This window comes from Micromonospora sp. Mcm103, from assembly GCF_024519755.1.
GTDB lineage: Bacteria > Actinomycetota > Actinomycetes > Mycobacteriales > Micromonosporaceae > Micromonospora > Micromonospora aurantiaca.
Window position 1 is genome coordinate 59837 of sequence record NZ_JALJRJ010000018.1, and the last position, 21526, is coordinate 81362.

Sequence of the window (21526 nt, forward strand, 5' to 3'; positions counted from 1 at the left end):
GGAAGAGTGTTGATCCGCGGCCGTGCCCGGCGGCAACCCGGTCGCACCACCATGTCCGAACGTCACCCAACATTGCACGGCAGCGCCCCCGGAACGGGCGGCGCCGGCCGACAGCCCGGGAAGAGTGGTTGCACTTTCATGCACTGATCCCCGGCCGGAGTTCCGGCGCGACCGCGGCGGCGTCTTCACTGGACCGCGACGTCGAGGGAGTGGTCCGTCGTGAACTACAGCGAGCGCATCGAAGGCCTGTTCCAGGAGTACGAGCGACAGCGCAACAGCCTGGCCGAGATGCAGGCCCGGATGAGCGCCCTCTCGGCCACCGCGACGTCACCACGGCGCGAGGTGAGCGTGACCGTCGGCCAGAACGGCGTGCTGACCGACATCCAGTTCCCCTCCGGCGCCCACAAGCGGCTCACCACCGCCGATTTGACCCGGCTCATCCTGGACACCTACGCCGACGCCAAGGAACAGGTCATGAACCAGGCGGCCGAGGTGCTGGCGCCGGTGCTGCCGGACGGCCTCGACGCCCACAAGCTGGTCCGGGGCCAGGCCGGGGCCGACGCGTTCCTGCCCAAGGAACCCCGCATGGTGACGAGCGTGCGGGAACTCCTGACCCGGGGGCCCGAATGATCAGCAACAATCCCGGCGGACGGCTGTGGGTCGACCCGGACGGCGTGGAAGGGCTCGGCAAGGCGTACGAGTCGCACGTGCAGCTCTACGAGTCCTACCTCGCCCAGTTGACCGCCCTGCGCGCCCGGTACGCCAACGCCTGGGGCGACGACGACATGGGCGAGCAGTTCTCGACCAAGTTCCTGGAGGGCCTGGACAACCTCGAAGCGATCATCGGCGGCGTCAAGGGCACCCTGCACTACACCGCCCAGGGCCTCACGGAGAGCGGCCGGGCGTACCGGGAGGCGGACGAGGCCGCCCTGGACGTCAGCCGGAAGATGGCCAAGGACTTCGACCGCCTGGACGGCCCCACGTACGCGAGGCGGGCGGTGGCGGGCCCGGTGCTGGAGCCCACCGCGGAGGGTGAGCCGCGCCGGCCCCATCTGCTGTCCCGCCGCCGGGCGGTCGCGGAACCGGTCGCCGAGCAGGCCCGGCTCGCCCCACGGCAGTACGGCACCCCGATGCTGCCGCTGGAGCCCGCCGAGCCGCTGACCCCGCTCGCCGCCGCCACTCCGGCCATCTCGTCCTACTTCGCCCGGCCGGAGTACGCGACCGCGCACGTCGGCGGCCGGCCGCTGCCCGAGGGGTACCGGCTGATCGCGCTCAACCCGTTCGAGGACGGCAGCACGCGGGTGGACGCGAACCTCTACGACTCGATCACCCCGCTGACCGGCACCCCCGTCACCACACCCGACGGCACGGCGATCGATCCCGGACAGGGCCGGTTCTTCGTGGTCAAGGAGAACCCGACCGTGGACCCGACCGCGCCCGGCTACCAGCCGCTGTACCTGAGCTACTCGCCGGACGGCACGCCCACCCCGATCACCCCCGGCGCCTGAGCCACCCACCCGCGCCCGGTAGGACATGCCCGACTTCCACATCCCCAACGACCCGCAGTGGCAGTGGGCGTACGACCTGATCCTCGTCGCCGTCGGCGAGGAGTACCCGAAGGCCGACCCCGCCGCCCTACGAGCCATGGGCGACGAGCTGTACGCACTCAGCAGCACCATCCTCAACGGGATGGGCGCCACCGCCAACCTCGGCTACGGGCTGGCCGGGAGCCTGTCCGGCCCGGCGATGGACGCGTTCCAGCAGTACCAGGTCGGTATCACCAAGAACGTGCCGGCCGGCGGCAACATCGCGCTGGCGCTGGGCGGGTCGGCCTACAACTTCGCGCTGGACTCGGAGAACACCCAGTACAACATCGTCATCGCGGCCTTCACCCAGGTCGTGGAGATCGCCATCGCGCTGGCCTCCGGCTTCGGCGCCACAGCGGTGCCCGCTCTGATCAAGATCGGTCAGGAGATCGTCGGGGCGCTGATCAGCCTGTTCCGCCAGCGGCTGCAGAACATGCTGATGCGGCTGGCCTGGGAGGCGTTCCAGGAGGGCCTGGAGGAACTCTGGCAGAGCGCCGCCGCCCAGGTCACGCAGATCATCGAGGGCAACCGCAAGTCCCTCGACTACAAGGACCTGGCGATGGCGTTCGCCGGTGGCGCGTTCATCGGCGCGGGCGTCAGCGGCGTGCAGATGATCGGCGGCAAGTTCTTCCCGAAGATCAACAACAGCGTCCTGTCGCGGGAGGGCCTGTCGGCGCTCGCCGAGACGCTGTTCGAGGGCCTGTTCACCATGATGGTCGGCGGCGGCGGCTTCAACCCGTGGGCCACCATGAGCTCGTCGATGATCGGCGGAATGGCCCACCACTACGCCACAGTGGTCGGCCAGAGCTACGGCCCGGGTGCCGGTGCCGGCTCGCCACCGCCGACGATCGAGACGAAGAACCTCACGACCACCGCTCCCACGCCTCCACCCACGGCCGTGGACGGACCACCCGTGCCCCCGCCCGTCGGCTCCTCCGCCGGCCCGGGCAGTCAGGGCGGCGGCCCGGGTCCGCAGCCCTCGGGCGGCCCGGCCGCCGGAGGCAGTGCCGGTCAGGGGTCCGGCCCGGGCGACGCCGAGGGTCAGGGGCCGGCGCATCAGGGCTCCGGTGACCCGGGCGCGGGCGGCCAGGGCACCGGTCAGGGCAGCGCCGGAAACACCGCCACGGGCAGCCAGCCTCCCGGGGACCAGACCGCCGGCGGCCAGACCCCGGGCGGCCAGACCGCGAGCGGTCCAACCGCAGATGGTCAGACCGCCGGTGGTCAGGTCCGCGACGGGTCGCAAGCGGGCGTACCGACCGGCAGCACGAGCCCCGACAGCGCCGGAGGGCAGACCACGAGCGGGCCCGGCACAGCCGGTCCGGGCGTCGGCGCCGACCCGCGTGCGGTCGGCGGTGTCGCCACCGGGCCGGGCCCGGCCGCAGGCGGCGAGGCCACGACACCGCGCGCCGACTCGGCGGGCACGCCGGGTGGCAACCCGGCGAGCACCGGCACCGGTACGTCCGCGACCGGCATCCCGGCGGCAGGCGCCGACGTCGCCGCGCCCTACGGCGGCGGACTCCCCGGTTTCGACACTCCGACGTCGAGCGGCGGAACAGCCGGTGCCGAGACCCCGGCTCCCGTGACCTCGCCCGCCACCACTGCCGACCCGGTGGCCGTCCCGGCCGGTCCCGCTCCGTCCACCGCCACGCCGAGCGCAGGCACACCGACGCCCACCACGCCGGGCACCGCCACACCGAGCGCCGGCACCACGGGCACCACCGCACCGACCAGCGCGCCGAGCACCGGCACGTCGACCACGAGCACATCGACCACCGGTACGCCGTCGTCGGGTTCGACCACCAGCGGCCAGCCGAGCGCTCCCTCTGGCGACGTCGTCGGCGCCGCCCCCCCACCGCCGATGGCACCCGTCGACGGCATCTCGGTCGACGGTCCGGCCGTGGTCGCCTCCCCGGCCACCGATCCGGGTGCCGGCATGCCCTCCACCGGAGAGCAGGCGGTCGCGGTACCAGGCCCGATCACCGACGCCGCACCCGACGCCGTCCACTCGGACGCCACGGTGGACGCCACCGGCCGCGACACGGTGGCGGACCACGCCACGGACACGAGCGCCGTCGGCACCGCACCGACGCCGGACGGACCGACGGCAGGGCGGGACGACACCGCCGAACCGACGCCGGACGGGTCGCCGAGCGTGCAGGCACCGCCGCTCGCCGTCGCGGACCCTTCCGCACCCACCCGGGCCGAGCCGAGCCCGCAGTTCCGGCAGGCCAAGGCGAGCGCGGAACCGAAGCGCCTGCGCACCGAGCGGTACGTGCCGTGGAAGGACACCGTCGTCCCGGGCACGCACCTGTTGCGTGGCGAGATCACGACTATCGACTTCACCACGCGGGAGTTCACCGCCGACGGCAGGGACTACCGGTCGTTCGACGTACACCTGGATCTGGTCTCGAAGAACGACCAGATGTCCCCCCGGGAGTTGCGGGACTTCGCGGCGGCGGTGCAGCGCACCGTCGACGACATGGTCAACAGCCGTTACACGCTGCCCGACGGCCGGCTGCTGCACATCGACCTGGTCGTCGACACGCCGCCGTGGCGCGACGGCATGACCCGCGACTGGCAGGCGGATCCACGCCGTAACCCGCCGGTCGAGGTGACCTCGGAGACCGGGGTGAGCACCGACCAGCACCTGTGGAACATCGGGGACCGCCTCTCGGTGATGGTGCACGAGGTGATGCACTACCTCGGCGCCAAGGAGGGTCACCAGGCCCCCGAGCACCTGTTCACCACAGTCGACCGTCCCGGGGTGATGGGCCTCGACGTCGGCGCCCTGCCGACGTCGTCGGAGCAGGCCGCGGCCTCGGCCGGGCCGACCGGCTATCTCACCGAGCAGGATCTGGCGACGATCCACGACGCCGCGCTGACCGCCGGGCCGGTGCGCGACCTGCCGGCCCCGCAGACGCCGCACGACCAGACGCCGGCCCCGCGTCCGAACCCGCAGATCCCGTCCCGTGCCCCGGCCCCGCCACCACCGCCACCGCCCGGCATGACGGGCATGCCGCCACCACCGCCACCACCGCCCGGCATGACGGGCATGCCCCCACCGCCACCACCGCCGGGCATGCCGCCACCACCCGGCATGCCGCCACCGCCATCGGCCGGTCCCACGACCCAGGCCGTCGACCTGACCCCGACGGACCTCTCACCCGCCACTCTGCGGCACCGCGACCCGCGGCCCTCGCCCACCCCCGTCGGCCAGAGGCTGAACGAGAAGTACGTCGTCGTGCACGTCGTGGACCAGGGGTCGCCCGGCGTGGGACACCAGGCCGCGACGGTCGCGATGCTCGACGGGCTGGCCGCCACCGGCTACCGGGGCACGGTCGTGCTGACCTATCCCGGCAACAAGACGCCCTACTACGCCGAGCAGCTCGGCCGGCAGGAGGAGTTCGAGACCCCGGCGGGCTCGTACGACCTGTTCCACCGGGAGTGGACCGGCCACCGCGGTGGGATGGACGTCGTCATGCGACCGCAGGGGCCGCAGGGCACGCGGGAGGAAGCCTGGAAGACGACGGACTGGCCCGGCGCGCCACGGGCCAAGGCGTGGCAGGTGGACCGGCAGAAGGAGTTCCGGGAGAAGAAGATCCGCGAGCAGGGCAACACCCAGAGCCTGCGCATGGACGAGTTCGCCACCCGCCTGCTCCCCGAGGGCGACGTGCTGACCGTGCTGCCGGCCGTCGACGTACCGAAGAACGACGACGGCTCGGAGTGGACCGCGGAGCAGAAACAGGAGTGGTTCCAGGAGGCGTGGGCCGGTCCGCTGCGCGACGCCGCCGGCGGCCGGCACCACGACGTCGTCACGCTCCAGCCGTTCCTGTGGGACCAGTTCCCCCGGCAGGTCCGCAGCACCACCGGGACGGTCAAGGCGAGACTCGACGAGACCTCGACCGGGGTGCCGGCCTACCGCCGCCCGCCGCCCGCCGATCCGCCGCCCGCCCGGGACGTCATCACCGCCACCGGCATTCCCGGGGCCGACGACCTCGCGACAATGGTCGACGACGACGCCACCGACGTGGTGCTCGTCTACTACGGCGACACGCCCGACACGCCCCCGCACCAGAAGGTCGTCGACCGGCTGGCCGCCGCAGCCCGGCCCGACCGGAAGACCGTCGTCCTGGTCCTCGGCAACGACGAGCGGGTCCTCACCACGAGCAATGCCGACGTCCACGTCGCCGCGCTGCCCCGCATCACATCCGAGCAGATGGCCGGGCTCCGCGACCGCGCCACGCTCGTGGTCACCGAGGGCGCGAACACCTGGCAGGAGGCGCTCACGGCGGGCAAGGCCACGCTCTCCGTGACCGGGTCCGCGGGTGACACCCGGCCGTGGGATCACGAGCCCGCGTCGTTCCCCCAGGACGGCCACGACCTGCTCGTGAACGCGTCGGAGTACCTGCGCACCGGCGGCGACCCCGCCACGGTGCGGGACTTCGTCCAGGACGACGACGGCGGAGTCCGCACGTACTTCGACGGGTGGCGGGACGCCCTCGGCCAGACCGGCTCCGACCAGGTCGACCAGGCCCTCGCCACGGTCACCGGCCTGTCGCTGGACCCGGACGCCCGCCGGCACACCGACGCCGCACCCGGCGCTCCCCCGGTCGACAACACCCTGCGCGTCCCGGGAGTCCTGCCGGACCGGTTCCCCACGCCCAAGACCCGCGACGAGATCGCCCAGGCCCGCGCCGAGCAGCACGACACCGCGCCGCGGCGGATCGCGAACACCAGCGCGTACGACGTCATCGACCGTGGGCTCCATCCCGACACCCGCGTGCCCGACGTGGTCGCGCGCTCGTACGAGCGGGCCGGCCTGACCGTTCCGGCGGGCGACCGGCCCCGCCTGCGCCTCGACGCGGTGGACAACCGCATCGCGTACGACCATCGGGTGCTGGACCTCGGCGACCGCAACGTGCAGGACTTCACGGTCAAGGTCTTCCTGGACGCCCGGGACGACGCGGCGGCGGATGCCCGGCCGGACGTGGAGACCCGGGTACGCGACGCGGTCGACGCGATCTACAACCAGGGCTTCCGGATCGGCGCCGATCAGCTCAACGTCACAGTGGAGTTCGTGACCCGGCCGAGCGAGGCGCACGCCGTCGTGGCGCTGCACGGCACCCCGGCACCGACCACCCAGACCACCTGGTCGACGCACTCCTCCGACCTCGACCTCGCGCACGAGATCGGGCACTTCCTCGGTCTGCGCGACGAGTACTCGGTGGCGGACCGCGCCCTGGACGGCACCTTCGTCAAGGGCGACAACTCGCTGATGGCGACCACCACGCGGCAGCCCGGCAACGATCCGCGGTTGCTGGCGCGCAACGTCCACCGGATCGCCGGTCAGCAACGCGACGTGCTCTCGCCCGACCGTGGCGGGCTGCCGCCCCGGACGGCACCGGTCCGCTTCCAGCCGGTACGGGTGCCCGGCGGCCGCAACGCGCGGTTCGACGAGCTGACCCGGCACACCCGCGACGTCGGCCCGGGCAACTACCGGCAGGAGACGGCCGACCTCAAGGACGACGGGGCGCCCATCGGGTTCGTCGTCAACTCGATGCTGCCCGCCGACGACGTCGACCAGATCCCCGAGGTGGTCCGCGCCATCACCGAGGGGCTCGCCCCGGGCACCACCGTCGCGTTCGTCTTCGGCGTCAACACCACCGCCGAGGTGCCGGACCTCGCCTTCCGGGACGCGGTCGCCCGGGCCGCCCGGCTCGCCGAGGACCTCGACGTGCCGGTGGCGGTCAACGGCTACGCGGTCGGGACGAAGAACGACAAGTTCCCGTACGGCCGCACCCGCAACCAGGTGCTCCGCGACCCGGACACGGTGGCGGCGATCCAGGGCCTCGCCCAGGGCGGCCCGGACGGCGAGTCCCGGCGCTACCCGTACGTGTCGATCCAGGACTTCGACAGGGGTGCCCGGACGACGGCCGACGGCACCCACGTGTTCGACCGCATCGACCGCCGGACCCGCTTCGACCCGGAGTCGACCGGACCGCACGACGAGCCACCGGCCCGCCCTTTGATGATCTCCGGCGGTTACCGTGTCGGCGACACCGAGGAGCTGATCCGGCGTACCCGGGAGCGGCTGGAACGACGTGCACGCGACCACCAGGCGAGGATCGCCGGGCTCCCCGCGGGCAGCGAACGCACGACCGAGCAACAGAAGCTGGCCGCCGTACGCAACGGCCTCGCCAAGCTCGGCACACCGGCCGGCCGGGACGCCTTCGTCCGGGACTTCGCCACCGCCGTGGACGAGGACATGCGCTCCCGGGACCGGCAGGCCACGGTCCACCCGATGCTGCCGTACTCGCCGGAGCCGAACCTGTTCGTCGACGGCCTGCTCACGCTGGGCCGGCCCGAGGTCCGGTTCGGCGAGGCGGGCGCGGAGTTCCTCCTGCTGGCCGAGAGCCTGCACCAGGCGTACGGCGAGGAGCTGGCCGTCGCCCACGGCGCGGCGACGCCGGCCGGCCTGCCGGCGGACGTCCTCACCGTCGACGTCCAGGTCGACTCGCAGAACAACAGGCATCCCGACCGCGACCTGGCCTTCATGACGGACTTCGTGGGCGCTGCCACGCCCACCGACCTGTCCCGGCTCGCGGCCGACTTCGCCGTCGGCAACTTCCTGCCGCAGTCGCACGCCGTGCCGACGAACGTCAACCGGCAACTGTTCTACACCGAAGGCACCGGCTTCAAGGAGTACCGGGCCGAACTGCGCAAGCCCGCAGTCGCCGCCCCGAAGCCGTTCGCCGCGCCCACCGACGTGGTGCCCGGCCCGTCGTGGACGTGGCAGGAGACCCTCACGCCGCAGCAGCTGCGGCAGCTCGGCGCGCAACCACACAACAGGTACGTCACCGCCGTCTCGCTGCCGGCGCCGGGCACCGCCCCGACGCCGGACGTCCCGCCCGAGGTAGATCCCGACCTGGACCCGGCGCGGCCGGCCCGGACCGTGGGCCTGCCGAACAGCCAGCGCCTCGTCGCCGCGCACCTCGTCGCGACGTCGAACGACTCCGGGACCGTCCAGCAGGAGTTCGCCGCCGCCACCGCCATCGCCGACCGTGGCGGGCTCGGCCGGCAATCGGGGTCCCTCTACGACGCGATCGCCGGCGGCCTGCCCGGGAGCGACGCGGACGCCCTGCGGATGAGCACACTGCACGCCGGCCGGGACACGATGAGCCTCGACGAGGCCGCGGCGATGCGGCAGCGCAACCCGTACGACAACGGCCACTTCGTCCGCGCCGTACTCGCCCCCGACGCCGGGCCGCAACGCCGCGACACGCCGATCGACGACGCCGAACGGCAGCGCATCGCCAACGCGCACGACGTGGTCGAGTTCGCTGCCGCCCGCGGCACCCAGGTGCACCTCGTCGTGTACGACGACCCGGCCGGGACGCCCCGCGACTACCCGGTGGTCGGCGCCCGGCCGCGGGGCCGGCTGGAACTGGTCCGCACGATCGACCCGGCGGGCCACGTCACCTACGCGCCCCACGTGCCGGCGTCGACGACCTCGACGAGCGACACCGACGACGACTCCGACGGCGGCAGCGACTCCGGCGGCTTCGACCTGTTCGGCGACGGCGACGACGACTTCGGCGGCTTCGGCGGCTTCGGCGTCCACGACAGCGACGACGGCCCCGGCACGCCCGACGACCCGGCGAACCCGCCGGCCGACACCCCGGCCACCCGGTCGACCGACGAGGACGGCACCGCGGAAGAGACCACCACCGGAGAGGACACCGCGGGCGGGACGTCGTCGGCCACCGGGACCACCGCGCCGCTGCCGTCGCCCGACGCGGTGCGCCGGGGCCTGCCGTCCTATCTGCGGGACAGCCGCACCCTCGGCCTCGCCGAACAGCTACGGGCCACCGAGAACGCGGCGCTCGGCGCGGCGCTGCGGACCCTCGATCCCGGCCTGTCCGACGACGTGGTCGCCACCGTGGAGGCGGACAGCCGCGACGACGTGGACCAGTTCCTCGGCGAGGGCCGCCCGTACCCGGTGACGATCGACGGACGCCCGGCGGAGCTGCGGGTCACCGCCGTCCTCGACTGGGACGCGCTCACAGTGGACCGGGCCCACGACGACCCGCGCAAGGTCACCGCCAAGACCCGGGAGAACCTCACCCACAAGCTGCGTCACAACCGGGACCGGCGGGTCGAGCCGAAGGTGACTGTCACCGCGATGCCCGGTGTCGTCGTCGGCGTCGGCGGCTCGGTGCCGACGGCACCGGTCACCGAACACTCCGCCGACCACAAGGACACCTACACGTCCACCACCACGGTCAAGGTCACCGGGCTGACCGAGGTGACGGTGCCGATCCGGTTCGTCGCACGGCTCGTGCGGCCCGGCCGTCCCGCCGTCGACCCGGTCGAGACGTCGGGCACCGTCGCTCTCGCCGTACACACGGGGTTGCGGACGGCGGACGCGACCGCGCCGGCCGCCGCGGACCGTGCGCTCGACGCGCCGGTGCCGGCCCGGTTCGGGGTGGAGAGTGTCCGGAGCCGGCCGGCCGATCCGGGCGCCACGTTCTTCGACCAGGTGGAGGCGATCCTCGCCGAGGACGGCATGGCCGACCTCGTGCGGATCGGCGCGCCCGGCCGCCCGGTGATGCAGAAGCTGCTCAGCGACGCGGCGTTCTCCGGCAGCCTGCCCACGATGGTGGTCACCGACCCGGCGAACGTCCACGACGGCTGGGTCCGGTCGGGTTCGCTGCCGCGCGCCGCGCGCAGCGGCTGGCGGCGGTTCTTCCCGGGCCGCGCCCGCCACGTCGAGGTCCGCCTGGTCGCCCGGCACGTCGAGGAGGTGGAGCGGGTCGACGGGCTCACACACGTCGACACGTCCACGCTCGCCGCCGAGAGCACGAGCGCCGCCGCCACCAGGCGGCCGTTCGGTCTGTGGGGCCTCGCCGGCGCGGGTGTGGACACCGCGCCGCTGAGCCTGATCGTCGGGCCGCGGATCGGCGGCGGCCGGGAGCGTGGCGCCACCCGGACGATCGCCGAGTGGACCGGCGGCAAGCAGACGGTGACCGGCACCGCGCCGGGCGTCCGCTACCGGGTCGAGTACGGCGTCCAGGTGCGCGTCCTGGGCCGCGCGCCGCGGATGCTGACCGGTTCCGTCGACGCGCTCCAGTGGACCACCGGCGACCGGCTGCCCGGCACCGCCCTCGACCTCGACGGCCGGGAGTGGCGCGGACGGCACGGCGCCGACCGGACCCACTTCGCACCGGCGCGCATCGAGCGGGGCGAGTCGTTCGGCGGCGCGTACCTGACCCGGGTCGGCGACCGGGGCCTGTACGAGACGGTGGCCGACGCGGTGCGGTCGGTGCCCGGCCACGACCGGTTCCGCCTGGCCACCCGCGACGAGATGCTGCGGCACTTCGGCGACGCGCAGCTCGCCGACGGGCTGACCCCCGAGATCCAGGCCGCGCTGAGCCGGGACACGGACCTGCGGACCCAGCTCTCTCCCGAGCAGTTGCGCCACCTGGCGGACCGGATCGTCGGCCCCGGACTGAAGATCCCGCTGATCCGCACCGGCACGTTCCACGACCACGTCACAGTGGTGACCGTCCAGGGCAGCCTCCGCGACGTGTCCGACGGCGACCTGCTCGGCCACGACACGATCGGCACGGCCGACAAGCGGACCGCCAGGTCCACGGTGACCAGCGCCCGCGACGACAGCCGGTCGGCCGAGCTGAGCCTGGAGCCCCGCGTCCTGGGCCCGCTGGGCCAGGCCGCGTCGACGCTGCTCGGCGGCCCACGCGCCGCGTTCACCTGGGGCACCACCGACGAGAGCGCCGTCACCGGCGGGCAGTCCACCGAGAGCGACCACGGACCGGCGCTCGACGACGAGGGCAAACCCACTGAGGTACGGCTGCGCGAGTTCGCCGCCACCCTCGACCTCACCGTCAGCACCCGGTCCACCGTCCGGGTCAACCAGGCGGGCCGGCAGCTGTCGTTCGGGGCGTACGGCCGGGGGGTGCCCGCCGTCGTCGCCGCGTCCGAGACGCGGCCCCGGACGAACCGCCTCGACGTGCGCATGCTCGTGCCGGAGACGCGCGTCTCCCGGCAGCGCCCGGACGCCGAGCCCAGCCCGGTCCCCCGCGACGTGGAGAGCATGGCGTACCCGCCGCCGCTGAGCCGGATGACCGGCGGGCCGCACGACCTCGACGGACGCCGGGTGGAGTCGTTCGTCGGCGCCGACCGGTTGCAGGAGGCAGTGGCCGACACGCTGCGCGAGGCCGCCCGGGACGACATCTACGCCGCCGAGGACGGCCTGATCTCCACGGTGATCGCCGACGAGCTGTCACCCGAGCGCCTCACCGGCGACGCCGAGCTGTTCAGCCGCCCGCTGGCGCTGAGCAACCTGTGGCACGGCCGCCGGGCCGCCGACGCTAGCGCCGACGTGCGGGTACGGCTGCGCCCGACCAACCCGACGGTGCTCGACGACGCCGAGTTCGCCCGCGTCAAGCGGACCTTCGCCAGCGGCACCGCCCGCAAGACCACTCACGCGCGCGCGGTCGAGCTGAGCGTCTCCGCCACCGGCGTCGCGTCGGGCAGCGGGCCGGTCGCCGACCACGGCGGCAGCACCGGCCGGCCCGGCGGCGCCGTCATCCTGTCCGTCACGCCGTGGCGGCGGGCGTGGGGCCGGATCAGCGAGCGCAGCGCCTCCGGAGTCTCCAAGCTGCGCCTCGGCGGTGGCCGGGCCGAACGTGAGCTGCTGGTACGGGTGGACGTCGAGGCCGAGGTGGTCGCCGAGGCCCGCCACGACAGCAACCTGCGTCCGCTGGGCCGCTGGCCCGGCACACCGGCCCGGCGGGCCGGCCGGCGGCTCACCCTGCCCGGCGCGGTCGTCATGCGGATGACCCCGGCGGAGCTGAAGCGACTCCAGGACCGCGACCGCGCCCGCCGGCACGGCACCGCCGACGTGCGGCTGCACCTGCGGCACGCCGAGAACACCGAGACGCTCCGCGCCGGCCAGCGCGAGCAGGTCGCCCGGCTCAGGCGCGAACAGGCCACGGAACTGGCTGACCTGCTGCGGCGGCAGCACGCCCGCCCGGACGCCGGCCCCGCCCACCAGCAGGAACGCGAGGATCTGGCCGCGAAGCACGAAGCCGACACGGCCGCGCTGCTGGCGAAGCAGGATCAGGAGCGCGCCGAGCAGGCCGAGCACCAGCAGCGGGAACGCGACCTGGTACGCGAAGCGCAGCAGCGGCAGAACGAGGACGCGGCGGGCCCCGGCACACCGGCCCACGCGGCACAACCGGAGTTCCGGGCCGGACCGGCACGGTCGCTCGGTATCGGCGGCGTCACCACCCACCTCGACCTCACCGATCGCATCCCGCACCTGCGGCGTGCCCTGGCCCGCGAATCGAGCGAGGAACTCGCCCAGGCGATCCTGCCGCCCACCCGGGACCGCGGCCCGGACGACCCGATCCGAGGGCTCGGCAGCACCGGCTTCCTCGGCGCCGCCCACCTGCACCTGGCCGACGCGCTCAACGGCGGCCGGAGCGGGACGGTACGGCTGGAGCGGCGGTTCCGGGGCGCCACGTATCACGTCACGCTCACCGCCGAGCCCGCGGGAGAGCCGAGCTTCACCGGCATCGACCTGGTCGACGAGTTGTCCGTCACCGACCGGGCCGTGGTCGGCGAGGCGCAGACCCGTACCACCTCGCAGACGGCGGCGCAGGTCACGCTGACCGGGCGGGCGCAGGGCACCGAGACCGACCGGGTCCAGGACGACGCCACCCGCACCACCGGGCACGGCCCGGCCTCCGGCACCGCGGCCGCCGGGCTGACCGGCACCGCCGCCCTCGGCAACCGGGCCACCAAGGCGATCGAGCGCACCGCCCGTACGTACGAGCAGTCGCTGGCCGTCTCCGGCCCGGTGGCCACGTACCGCGGGCCGGTCCGCCTCACCGTCACCGTCACCGGGCGCGGGCTGCCCGAGGGCGGCGTGTCGGTCCACGCGGTCCACGACGTCACCACGTACTCGGCGACCGAGGGCCGGGAACTGGCCACGTCCGGCCCGGTCACACCGGTCGCCGCCGGGCAGTCAACCGACGAGGGCCGGCGGCGATGGCGCGAGGAGGCCGGGTTCGACCGGCTGCCCGAGCCGGGCCGGTTCGCCGTCGAGGACGTCCTCGTCGACCTGTCCGACCTGCACGACGCGGCGCGGCAGGCGCTCGTCGCCTCCGGCGCCGTACCCGGCCGGGACGTCGACGCGGCCCTGCGCGACACGCTGACGGTGAGCCGGATCAAGGCACTGCCGGCGATGCTGAACGGCGCGTACCCGCTGCCGATGCCGGCCGGGCTGGGCCGCGACCTGTTCCTCGACGCCCGCCTGGTGGCCCGCCCGAAGCTCCTGCGCGCGGACGCGACGGTGAAGATCGGCGGCTCCGCGAAACGCGCCGCGGACACCGAGTACGAGCAGACCGCGGGCCGCTCGTTCGCGCTGAAGACGGCCGGGCCGCTCGTCGTCGGCGGCGTCGGCCATCCGGGCGGCGCGAGCACTGTGGGCGAGCGGCAGGAGTTCGCCGCCGTCAACGCGGCCACGCTGGTCGAGCAGCAGCTCTACCGGACCGACCCGGGCGCCCAGGTGAAGGACGAGGGCAAGGTGTCGGCCAGCACGACCGGCAAGCCGGCCCGGCGCACCGACCCGGACGACAAGCTCACCGCGGCTGTCGAGTACGACGTCGAGTTCCGTTTCGTCGCGCGTTCCCGCGACGCGGCCGGCCGGCACCGGGCCGGCACGGAGGTCCGGGTGCCCGGCGGCTTCGTGGTGCGGCTGGACGAGGCGGCGGCCCGGGACGTCACCGGCCGGGATCTCCCTCCGGGTCTGCGTACGTCGGCGCTCGCCGTCGCCGACGCGGCGAAGAAGCTGTCCGCCGCGGCGGCCCGCCTGGACGGGCTGACGTCCCGGGCCGACGCGGACGCGGACGCCGTCGCCGCTGCCGAGCGGGCCCTGACGGACGCCGAGAACGCCTGGTGGGACGCCTACCGTGCGCACGAGGCCGAGGTGGCCCCGCCACCACCGGCCCCGGCCCCGCCGGTGGACGTGCGCGCCGCCGAGGTGGCGACGCCCACCGCCCAGGCGCCCGTGGTCGGCGATCCGGTCGACGTCACCACCGGCCGGGTCCTCTACACCGAGGTCGACGCCCGCCTGCCGGGGCTCACCCTGGAACGGACCCACCGCTCCGACTACCTCTGGGGCCGCTGCTTCGGCTCGACCTGGGCGTCCACGCTGGACCAGCGCGTCGTCACCGACGACACGTACGCGCGGTTCCTGGCCGCCGACGGCTCGATCCACACGTACCCGATGCCGGCCGAGGGCGACGAGGCGCTGCCGGTCGCCGGACCGGGCGGGCCGCTGCGCCGGCTGGCCGGCGGCGGCTGGCTGCTCACCGAGCCGGGCCGGTCGCTGCTGTTCGCGCCCGCCGACGCCCACGGCGACTCCTGGCTCACCGACGTGGTCACCGACCGCACCGGGTGGCGGATCGAACGCTCCGGCGACGGCACGCCCGAACTGCTGCTCTCCGCGTCCGGCCTCGTCGTGGTGCCGCACCTGGCCGGCGGCCTGGTCGTCGGCGCGCACGTCCGCGCCGCGGGCGACACGGTCCACCTGCCCACCTTCGGGTACGACGAGCGGCGGCGCCTGGTCGAGGTCCGCAACTCCTCCGGTCACGAGACGCGGCTGCGCTACGACGAGGCGGGCCGGCTCGTGCGCTGGCAGGACCGCAACGGCGAGTGGTTCGGATACGACTACGACGAGGCGGGCCGCTGCGTCCGAGCCGGCGGCGGCGGTGACGTCCTGCGCTACTCGCTGCGCTACGACGACGGCGTCACCCACGTGACGAACTCGCTGGGCCGGGTGACCCGGTACGAGTTCGACGAGCGCCGGCTGGTCACCGCGATCGTCGACCCGCTGGGCGGGACGGTCCGGCAGGAGTGGGACGCGGCGCACCGGCTGCTGTCGCGCACCGACCCGCTCGGTCGCGTCACCCGGTTCGACCACGGCGCGCGCACGCTCACGCTCCCGGACGGCTCGACCCACCCGGTCCCGCCGCGCCCGCCCGCACACGCGGACGACATCGAGTTCGACGCGCTCGGACGGGTCCGGGCGACCCGGGACCCGGACGGCGCGGTCACGACGTACGGCTGGACCGCCGAGGGGGATCTCGCGTGGCGGGTCCGCCCGGACGGCTCCACGCAACGGTGGTTCTACGACGGTGAAGGGAATCTGGTGGACGTCATCGACGCATCAGGAAGGGCGGTGAGCTTCGAGTACGGCCCCTTCGATCTGCCCACGGCACGGGTGGATCAGGCGGGGAACCGCACCGAGTTCACGTACGACACGGAACTACGGCTCATCGGGGTGACGAATCCGGCGGGCCGGACGTGGCGCTACGAGTACGACGCGGCCGGCCGCCTGTGCGGGCAGACCGACTTCGACGGCCGTGCCCAGCGCTACGAGCACGACGAAGCGGGCCAGTTGGTCGCGCACACCGACGCCGCCGGCACCGTCACCCGCTACCGCTGGGACGCGCTGGGCCGGGTCGTCGAACGCCGGGTCGGTGACGCCGTCACCCGCGTCGAGTACGACGCCGACGGCCACGTGGCAGCCGTGCTCAGCCCGGACGCGCAGGTGCGGTTCACCCGCGACGCCGAGGGCCGGGTGCTGTCCGAGACGATCAACGGCCGGACGGTGCACACCTCGTACACCGACTCCGGCGTGGTCGCGGCGCGCACCACGCCGTCGGGCCGGTCGAGCCGGTGGACGTTCGACGCCGCCGGCCGCCCGGAGAGCCTGACCGCCGGGGAGCACCTGCTCGGCTTCACCCACGACGACGCCGGCCGGGAGATCGGCCGGACCGTCGGCGGCCTGGTCGCGCTGCGGCAGACCTTCGACGCGGCCGGGCGCCTCACCGGGCAGCACATCGCCGACGCCGCCGAGCGCCGCTACACCTACGACGCCGCCGACCGGGTCACCGCGATCGCCGACTCGCTCGCCGGTGACCAGTCCTTCACCGCCGACGACACCGGCCGCATCCGGACCGTCGACGGCGACGTCCCGCAGCGGTACGACTACGACGAGGCCGGCAACCTGGTCGGCGCCGGGGGCGGGCGCTGGGAGTTCACCGGCACCATGCTCGTGCGCTCCGACGACGCGACGTTCTCCTACGACGCGAAGGGCCGCCTCACCGGCCGGGTCGACGACGCGGGTGCGTGGCGCTTCGAGTGGGACGCCGAGGACCGGATGGTCCTGGCCGTCACGCCCGACGGCGACCGCTGGCGCTACCGCTACGACGGTTTCGGCCGGCGTATCGCCAAGCAGCGCCTCGGCGACGACGACCGGGTGCTGGAGGAGGTGTCCTTCGCCTGGTCCGGTGACCTGATGCTGGAGCAGACGCACCGCGACGGCACCGGCGCCACCACCACGACCACGTGGGACTACCGCCCGGACGCGCCGGTGCCGGTCGCGCAGACCGACGACGGCACGCTCCGCGCGGTGATCACCGACCGCATCGGCACCCCGACCCACCTGGTCGAGCCGGGCGGCGGGCTGCGCTGGTGGTCGCGGGGCGACCTGTGGGGACGCGGCGCGGACCGGACCGCGACGCCGCTGGCCTTCCCCGGCCAGTACGTCGACGCCGAGACCGGCCTGCACTACAACCGGTTCCGCTACTACGACCCGGCCACCGGCCGGTACGTCAGCCCGGATCCGCTGGGCCTGTCAGGCGGGCCGAACCCGACCGCGTACGTGAGCGACCCGCTGACCGTGGCCGACCCGCTGGGCCTGACCAGTTGCACACCGGCGCCGGCGACGCCGCACCCGCTGGCCGCTGTGGAGCCGGCACTCGCCGCGCCGTCCGACCAGACACCGAGCAGCCTGCCTGCGAACGCGGCACCGCCGCCGCCGAGCGCGCTCTACGGCATGCCGTTCCAGATGCAGGTCGCCATCCTGGACGAGCACGGCCGGGTCCTGCGGTACGAGACCCGGATGCGCGACACGCCGTCGCCGCCGCCGGTCTCCACCCCGGCCGGCGCCGTCGGATATCACGCCCGCCAATGGTTCGACGACGTCGCGCCGGCGTCGCGGGCCGACCTCCAAAATCCGAACTCCGCCGCGTTCCAGAGCTACCAGGAGATCCGCGAAGCGGTGTTCCCGCACATCGGCACGCGGCCCTACACGGGTGTCCGGTCGGACGCGATCGGCCACCAGAACGAGCCGCTGGTCGGCGCACTGAACTACTACAACACCACCACGACCACGCGACGGGGTGTGACGCGGACGCACATCGGCCTCGGCAACCGCATCGCCGAGGAGCGCGGCGGCGGCCGGCGGACCGCGAGCCAGATCGCCAGGTACCTGCGCGGCCAGATCCGGCTCGACCAGATCGAGTCCGAGGCCGGGCGGGACTTCGCCCGGATCGTGAGCTTCGCGGAGAACGCCCGCGGCTACGAGTCGGAAGTCAACTCGCTGCCCATCGCGCTGGACTACATCGCGCACGCCAAGCACAGGCAGGACGCCGCCGACAAGTGGCGCGACATCCCGTCGTGGTTCCCCCCGGCCGCGCCGGGATACGCCGGCGACGAGTTCGTGCCCCGCGAGAGCCGGCCCCCGGTGGCGAGCATCATGCCGCGCCAGCGGCCCAACGCGATCACCGACACCGCCCCGTACTACACCGAGACCGAGTTCACCGGCGCGCCGGCCCCGGCGGCGAGTTCGTCGAACGCCCGGATCGTGACCGTCGCGCCGCGTAGCGACAGGTCACGCAGCCCGGAGCGCCGGGGCGGCAGCAGCCGTCGCGGGCGCCACGGCGATCCCCGGTACGGCTTCCAGGGCCCGCAGACCGGCACCACCGACGTCCGGGGCGCCGCCGCGCCGGTCACCGACCCGTTCCGTACCCCGCTCGCCGACCAGTTGACGGCGGCGCAGGGCGACCCGAACGCGCAGGCCCGGATCCTCGACTCGTTCCGGGACCAGTTGTCGTACGAGTACACGTTGACCGACGGGTCGACGCTGCGGGTGCTGGCCGCCAACCTGCACGGTGCCACCGCCGCCACGGACGCGGACCTCGGCACGCTCAACGCCGTCGACCGCGACCACCTGCGCCGGATCAACGACAACCGGGACGCCGGCAGCGTCGCCGCCAACGTCGACTGTGTGCCGCTCACCCTGGCCGTCGACGCGTACCGGCAGACCGGCGCGGTCACCCAGGTGCCGGCGCAGACCCAGCCGATGGAGATCGGCGAGGTCATGAAGCGGTACCCGGGCCGCAGTGTCGACGAGGTCGGCAGCATCCGCGGTCTGATGGAGGCCCTCGGCGCCATGCCGAACGGCACCACCGCGATCGTCGGCCTGCGGCCCGGTGGTCCGGGGACCGTCGGGCACGTCATCAACGTGTCGAAGGACGGGCAGGGCCGGGTCACCTTCGAGGACGCCCAGGTCCCCGGGCTCGCCACGCTCCCGTCGATCTCCCCCGACGGCTCGGTCGTCGTCATCCGGACCAGCGACCCGGCACCCGGCAGCGACGTCGACATGGCCTCCGTCCGCGACACCGACTCCGACACGGACATGGCCTCGGTTCGCGACGGCGACAGCGACGTGGACATGACCTCCGTCCGCGACGCCGACTCCGACGTGGACATGGCGGACTTCTCGCCTACCACGGAGACGTTCGCCGGCGTGGCACCCGAGGCGGTGGCGAAGACCACCGCGGAGACGCCGACGGTGGGTGACCCGATCGACGTCACCACCGGCCGGATGATCCTCTCCCACACCGACGCGGTCATGCCGGGGCTCACGCTGGAGCGGACGTACCGCTCCGACTACCGGTGGGGCCGGTCGTTCGGCCGGGCCTGGGCCTCGACGCTGGACCAGCGGATCATCGTTGACGGCGAGCAGGTCCGGTACCTGGCCGCCGACGGTTCGCTGCTCACGTATCCGCTGCCAGCCGAGGGCGAGGTGGCGCAGCCGGAGACCGGCCGGACGCTGCCGCTGCGCCGGCTGGTGGGCGGCGGCTGGTTGCTGACCGATCCGACGTCCGGCCGCAGCCTGCTGTTCGCCGCGGCGTCGGACACCGAGTCGCTGCTCACCGACGTCACCGACGGCGGCGTCCGCTGGACGATCCAGCGCGACCGCCGGGGTACGCCGACGCAGCTGCTGTCGTCCACCGGCGCCACCATCGCGTTCACCTCGTCCGCCGGACTGGTCACGATGGTCTCCCTGCCCAACGCGGCCGGTGACCTGATGGCGGCGTCGCAGTTCGGCTACGACGCCGACCTCAACCTGATCGAGGTGACGAACTCCTCGGGCGACCCCGAGCGCTTCACGTACGCCGACGGGCGGCTGGTGCGCTGGGAGGACCGCAACGGCGAGTGGTACACGTACACCTACGACGAGGCCGGCCGGTGCGTGGCCACCGACGGCAGGGGCGGCTACCTGCGCTACCGGTTCGACTACCGGCCGGGCCGCACGGTGGTGACCGACTCGCTCGGCGCGGTGCGCGTCTACGACCTCAACGACCGCTTCCAGGTGGTCGCGGAGACCGACGCGCTCGGCGCTACCACGCGCAACGTCTGGGACGAGGCGTACCGCCTGCGGTCCACGACCGACCCGCTGGGCCGCACCACCACCAGCGAGTACGACGCGCTCGGGCGGCTGGTCGCTGTCGTCCGGCCGGACGGCAGCCGGTCCGTCACCACGTACGACGAACTCGGTCGCGCGGTGTCCTGGACCGACTTCGACGGCAGCACCCGCAACCGCCAGTTCGGCCCGGACGGCCTGCTGATCGCCGAGGTGGACGCCTCCGGTGAGGTGGTCCGGTACGAGCAGCCGGCCGCCGACGGGCGGGGCACGACCACCCACGTCGGCCCGACCGCCGTCGTGCACAACACGGCCCGGCAGATCACCGCGGTGAGCACCGGTCAGGGCGAGACCGAGTACACCTACGACGCGCTCGGCCGCCTGTTCAGCATCCAGGACGACACCGGTCTCACCGAGTTCGGCTGGACGCTGGAGGGTGACCTGGCCTGGCGGGAGAACCCGGACGGCTCGGTCGAGGAGTTCCTCTACGACGGCGAGGGCAACCTGGTCGAGTGGGTCGACGCCAGCGGCCGCCGGACGATCCGCGAGTACGGCGCGTTCGACCTGGTCACGGCCGAGATCGACGACGAGGGCAACCGCACCGAGTACGCGTACGACACCGAGCTGCGGCTGGTCCGGGTCACCGACCCGGCCGGTGCGACGTGGAGCTACACGTACGACCCGAACGGCCGGATGGTGTCCGAGACCGACTTCGACGGCCGCACCCAGCGGTACGTCTACGACGCCGCCGGGCAGCTCGTCGAGCGCACCGACGCGGCCGGCGAGGTCACGCACTACACGTACGACCTGCTCGGCCGGGTGGTGGAACGGCGCACCGGCGAGTCGGTGACGCGCTTCGCGTACGACGCCGCGGTGTCCACCTCCGGCGGTTCCCTGCCGGAATCGCGCCTCGCCCCGGTACCCCGGCGGTGACCCGCCGCCCGTCCCGGCCGTCACGGCGGCCGGGGCGGGCACCCGTCCGACCACCATCGACAGAGAAGGACTACCCGATGAACGCCGACGACGCCCGCAACCGGGCGCAGGCCGCGCTGCGCGGGCTGGAGAACCCGGGGCAGCCGCTGACGCTGCTCGCCCCGGACGCCCCGGCCGAGTACGAGTGGTGCTGGGTCTACCCGTTCAACACGGTCCGGGCCACCGAGACCGGCAGCATCATGGACGCGCTCGCGGTGGGCCCGCTGGTCGTACCGAAGAACGGCGCCGAGCCGTGGGTGGCGCCGTCCGGCCCGCCGCTGGAGCGCTGGCTCAACGAGTACGCCGCGCGGGAGGGGCTGCCGGCGGTGCCGGTCCCGGCCGCACCGGACCCGTTCGCCTGAGCCCGGACGGGCGGCCCGCC

4 protein-coding genes are annotated in these 21526 nt (G+C 74.0%); all 4 read left to right on the forward strand.

Going from position 1 to position 21526, the window contains the following annotated elements; all coding sequences use genetic code 11:
• The first annotated feature begins 219 nt into the window (after positions 1 to 219).
• The 4 genes from OC439_RS21710 (at position 220) to OC439_RS21725 (ending at position 21506) form a co-directional block, all read left to right on the forward strand.
• A complete protein-coding gene (locus tag OC439_RS21710) occupies positions 220 to 630 on the forward strand; it encodes a YbaB/EbfC family nucleoid-associated protein (RefSeq protein WP_262015029.1) in 411 nt (136 codons plus the stop codon).
• Positions 627 to 1508 carry a WXG100 family type VII secretion target gene (locus OC439_RS21715; protein WP_262015030.1) on the forward strand — a complete coding sequence of 294 codons (882 nt, stop codon included), beginning with the start codon at positions 627 to 629 and terminating at the stop codon, positions 1506 to 1508. The genes OC439_RS21710 and OC439_RS21715 overlap by 4 nt, the downstream gene beginning before the upstream one ends.
• A 25-nt stretch (positions 1509 to 1533) precedes the next feature.
• Positions 1534 to 21105, forward strand: coding sequence for a DUF6531 domain-containing protein (locus OC439_RS21720; protein WP_262015031.1), 19572 nt, complete (start codon positions 1534 to 1536; stop codon positions 21103 to 21105).
• A gap of 77 nt (positions 21106 to 21182) precedes the next feature.
• The gene (locus tag OC439_RS21725) at positions 21183 to 21506 is read left to right on the forward strand and encodes a YrhB family protein (protein WP_262015032.1); all 324 of its coding nucleotides are present in this window, start codon (positions 21183 to 21185) and stop codon (positions 21504 to 21506) included.
• Positions 21507 to 21526: the final 20 nt, after the last annotated feature.

Excerpts from the sequence above, each read along its gene's own strand:
- OC439_RS21715 (WP_262015030.1), top strand. The coding sequence starts at position 627 with ATGATCAGCAACAATCCCGGCGGACGGCTGTGGGTCGACCCGGACGGC.
- OC439_RS21720 (WP_262015031.1), top strand. The coding sequence starts at position 1,534 with ATGCCCGACTTCCACATCCCCAACGACCCGCAGTGGCAGTGGGCGTAC.
- OC439_RS21725 (WP_262015032.1), top strand. The coding sequence starts at position 21,183 with ATGAACGCCGACGACGCCCGCAACCGGGCGCAGGCCGCGCTGCGCGGG.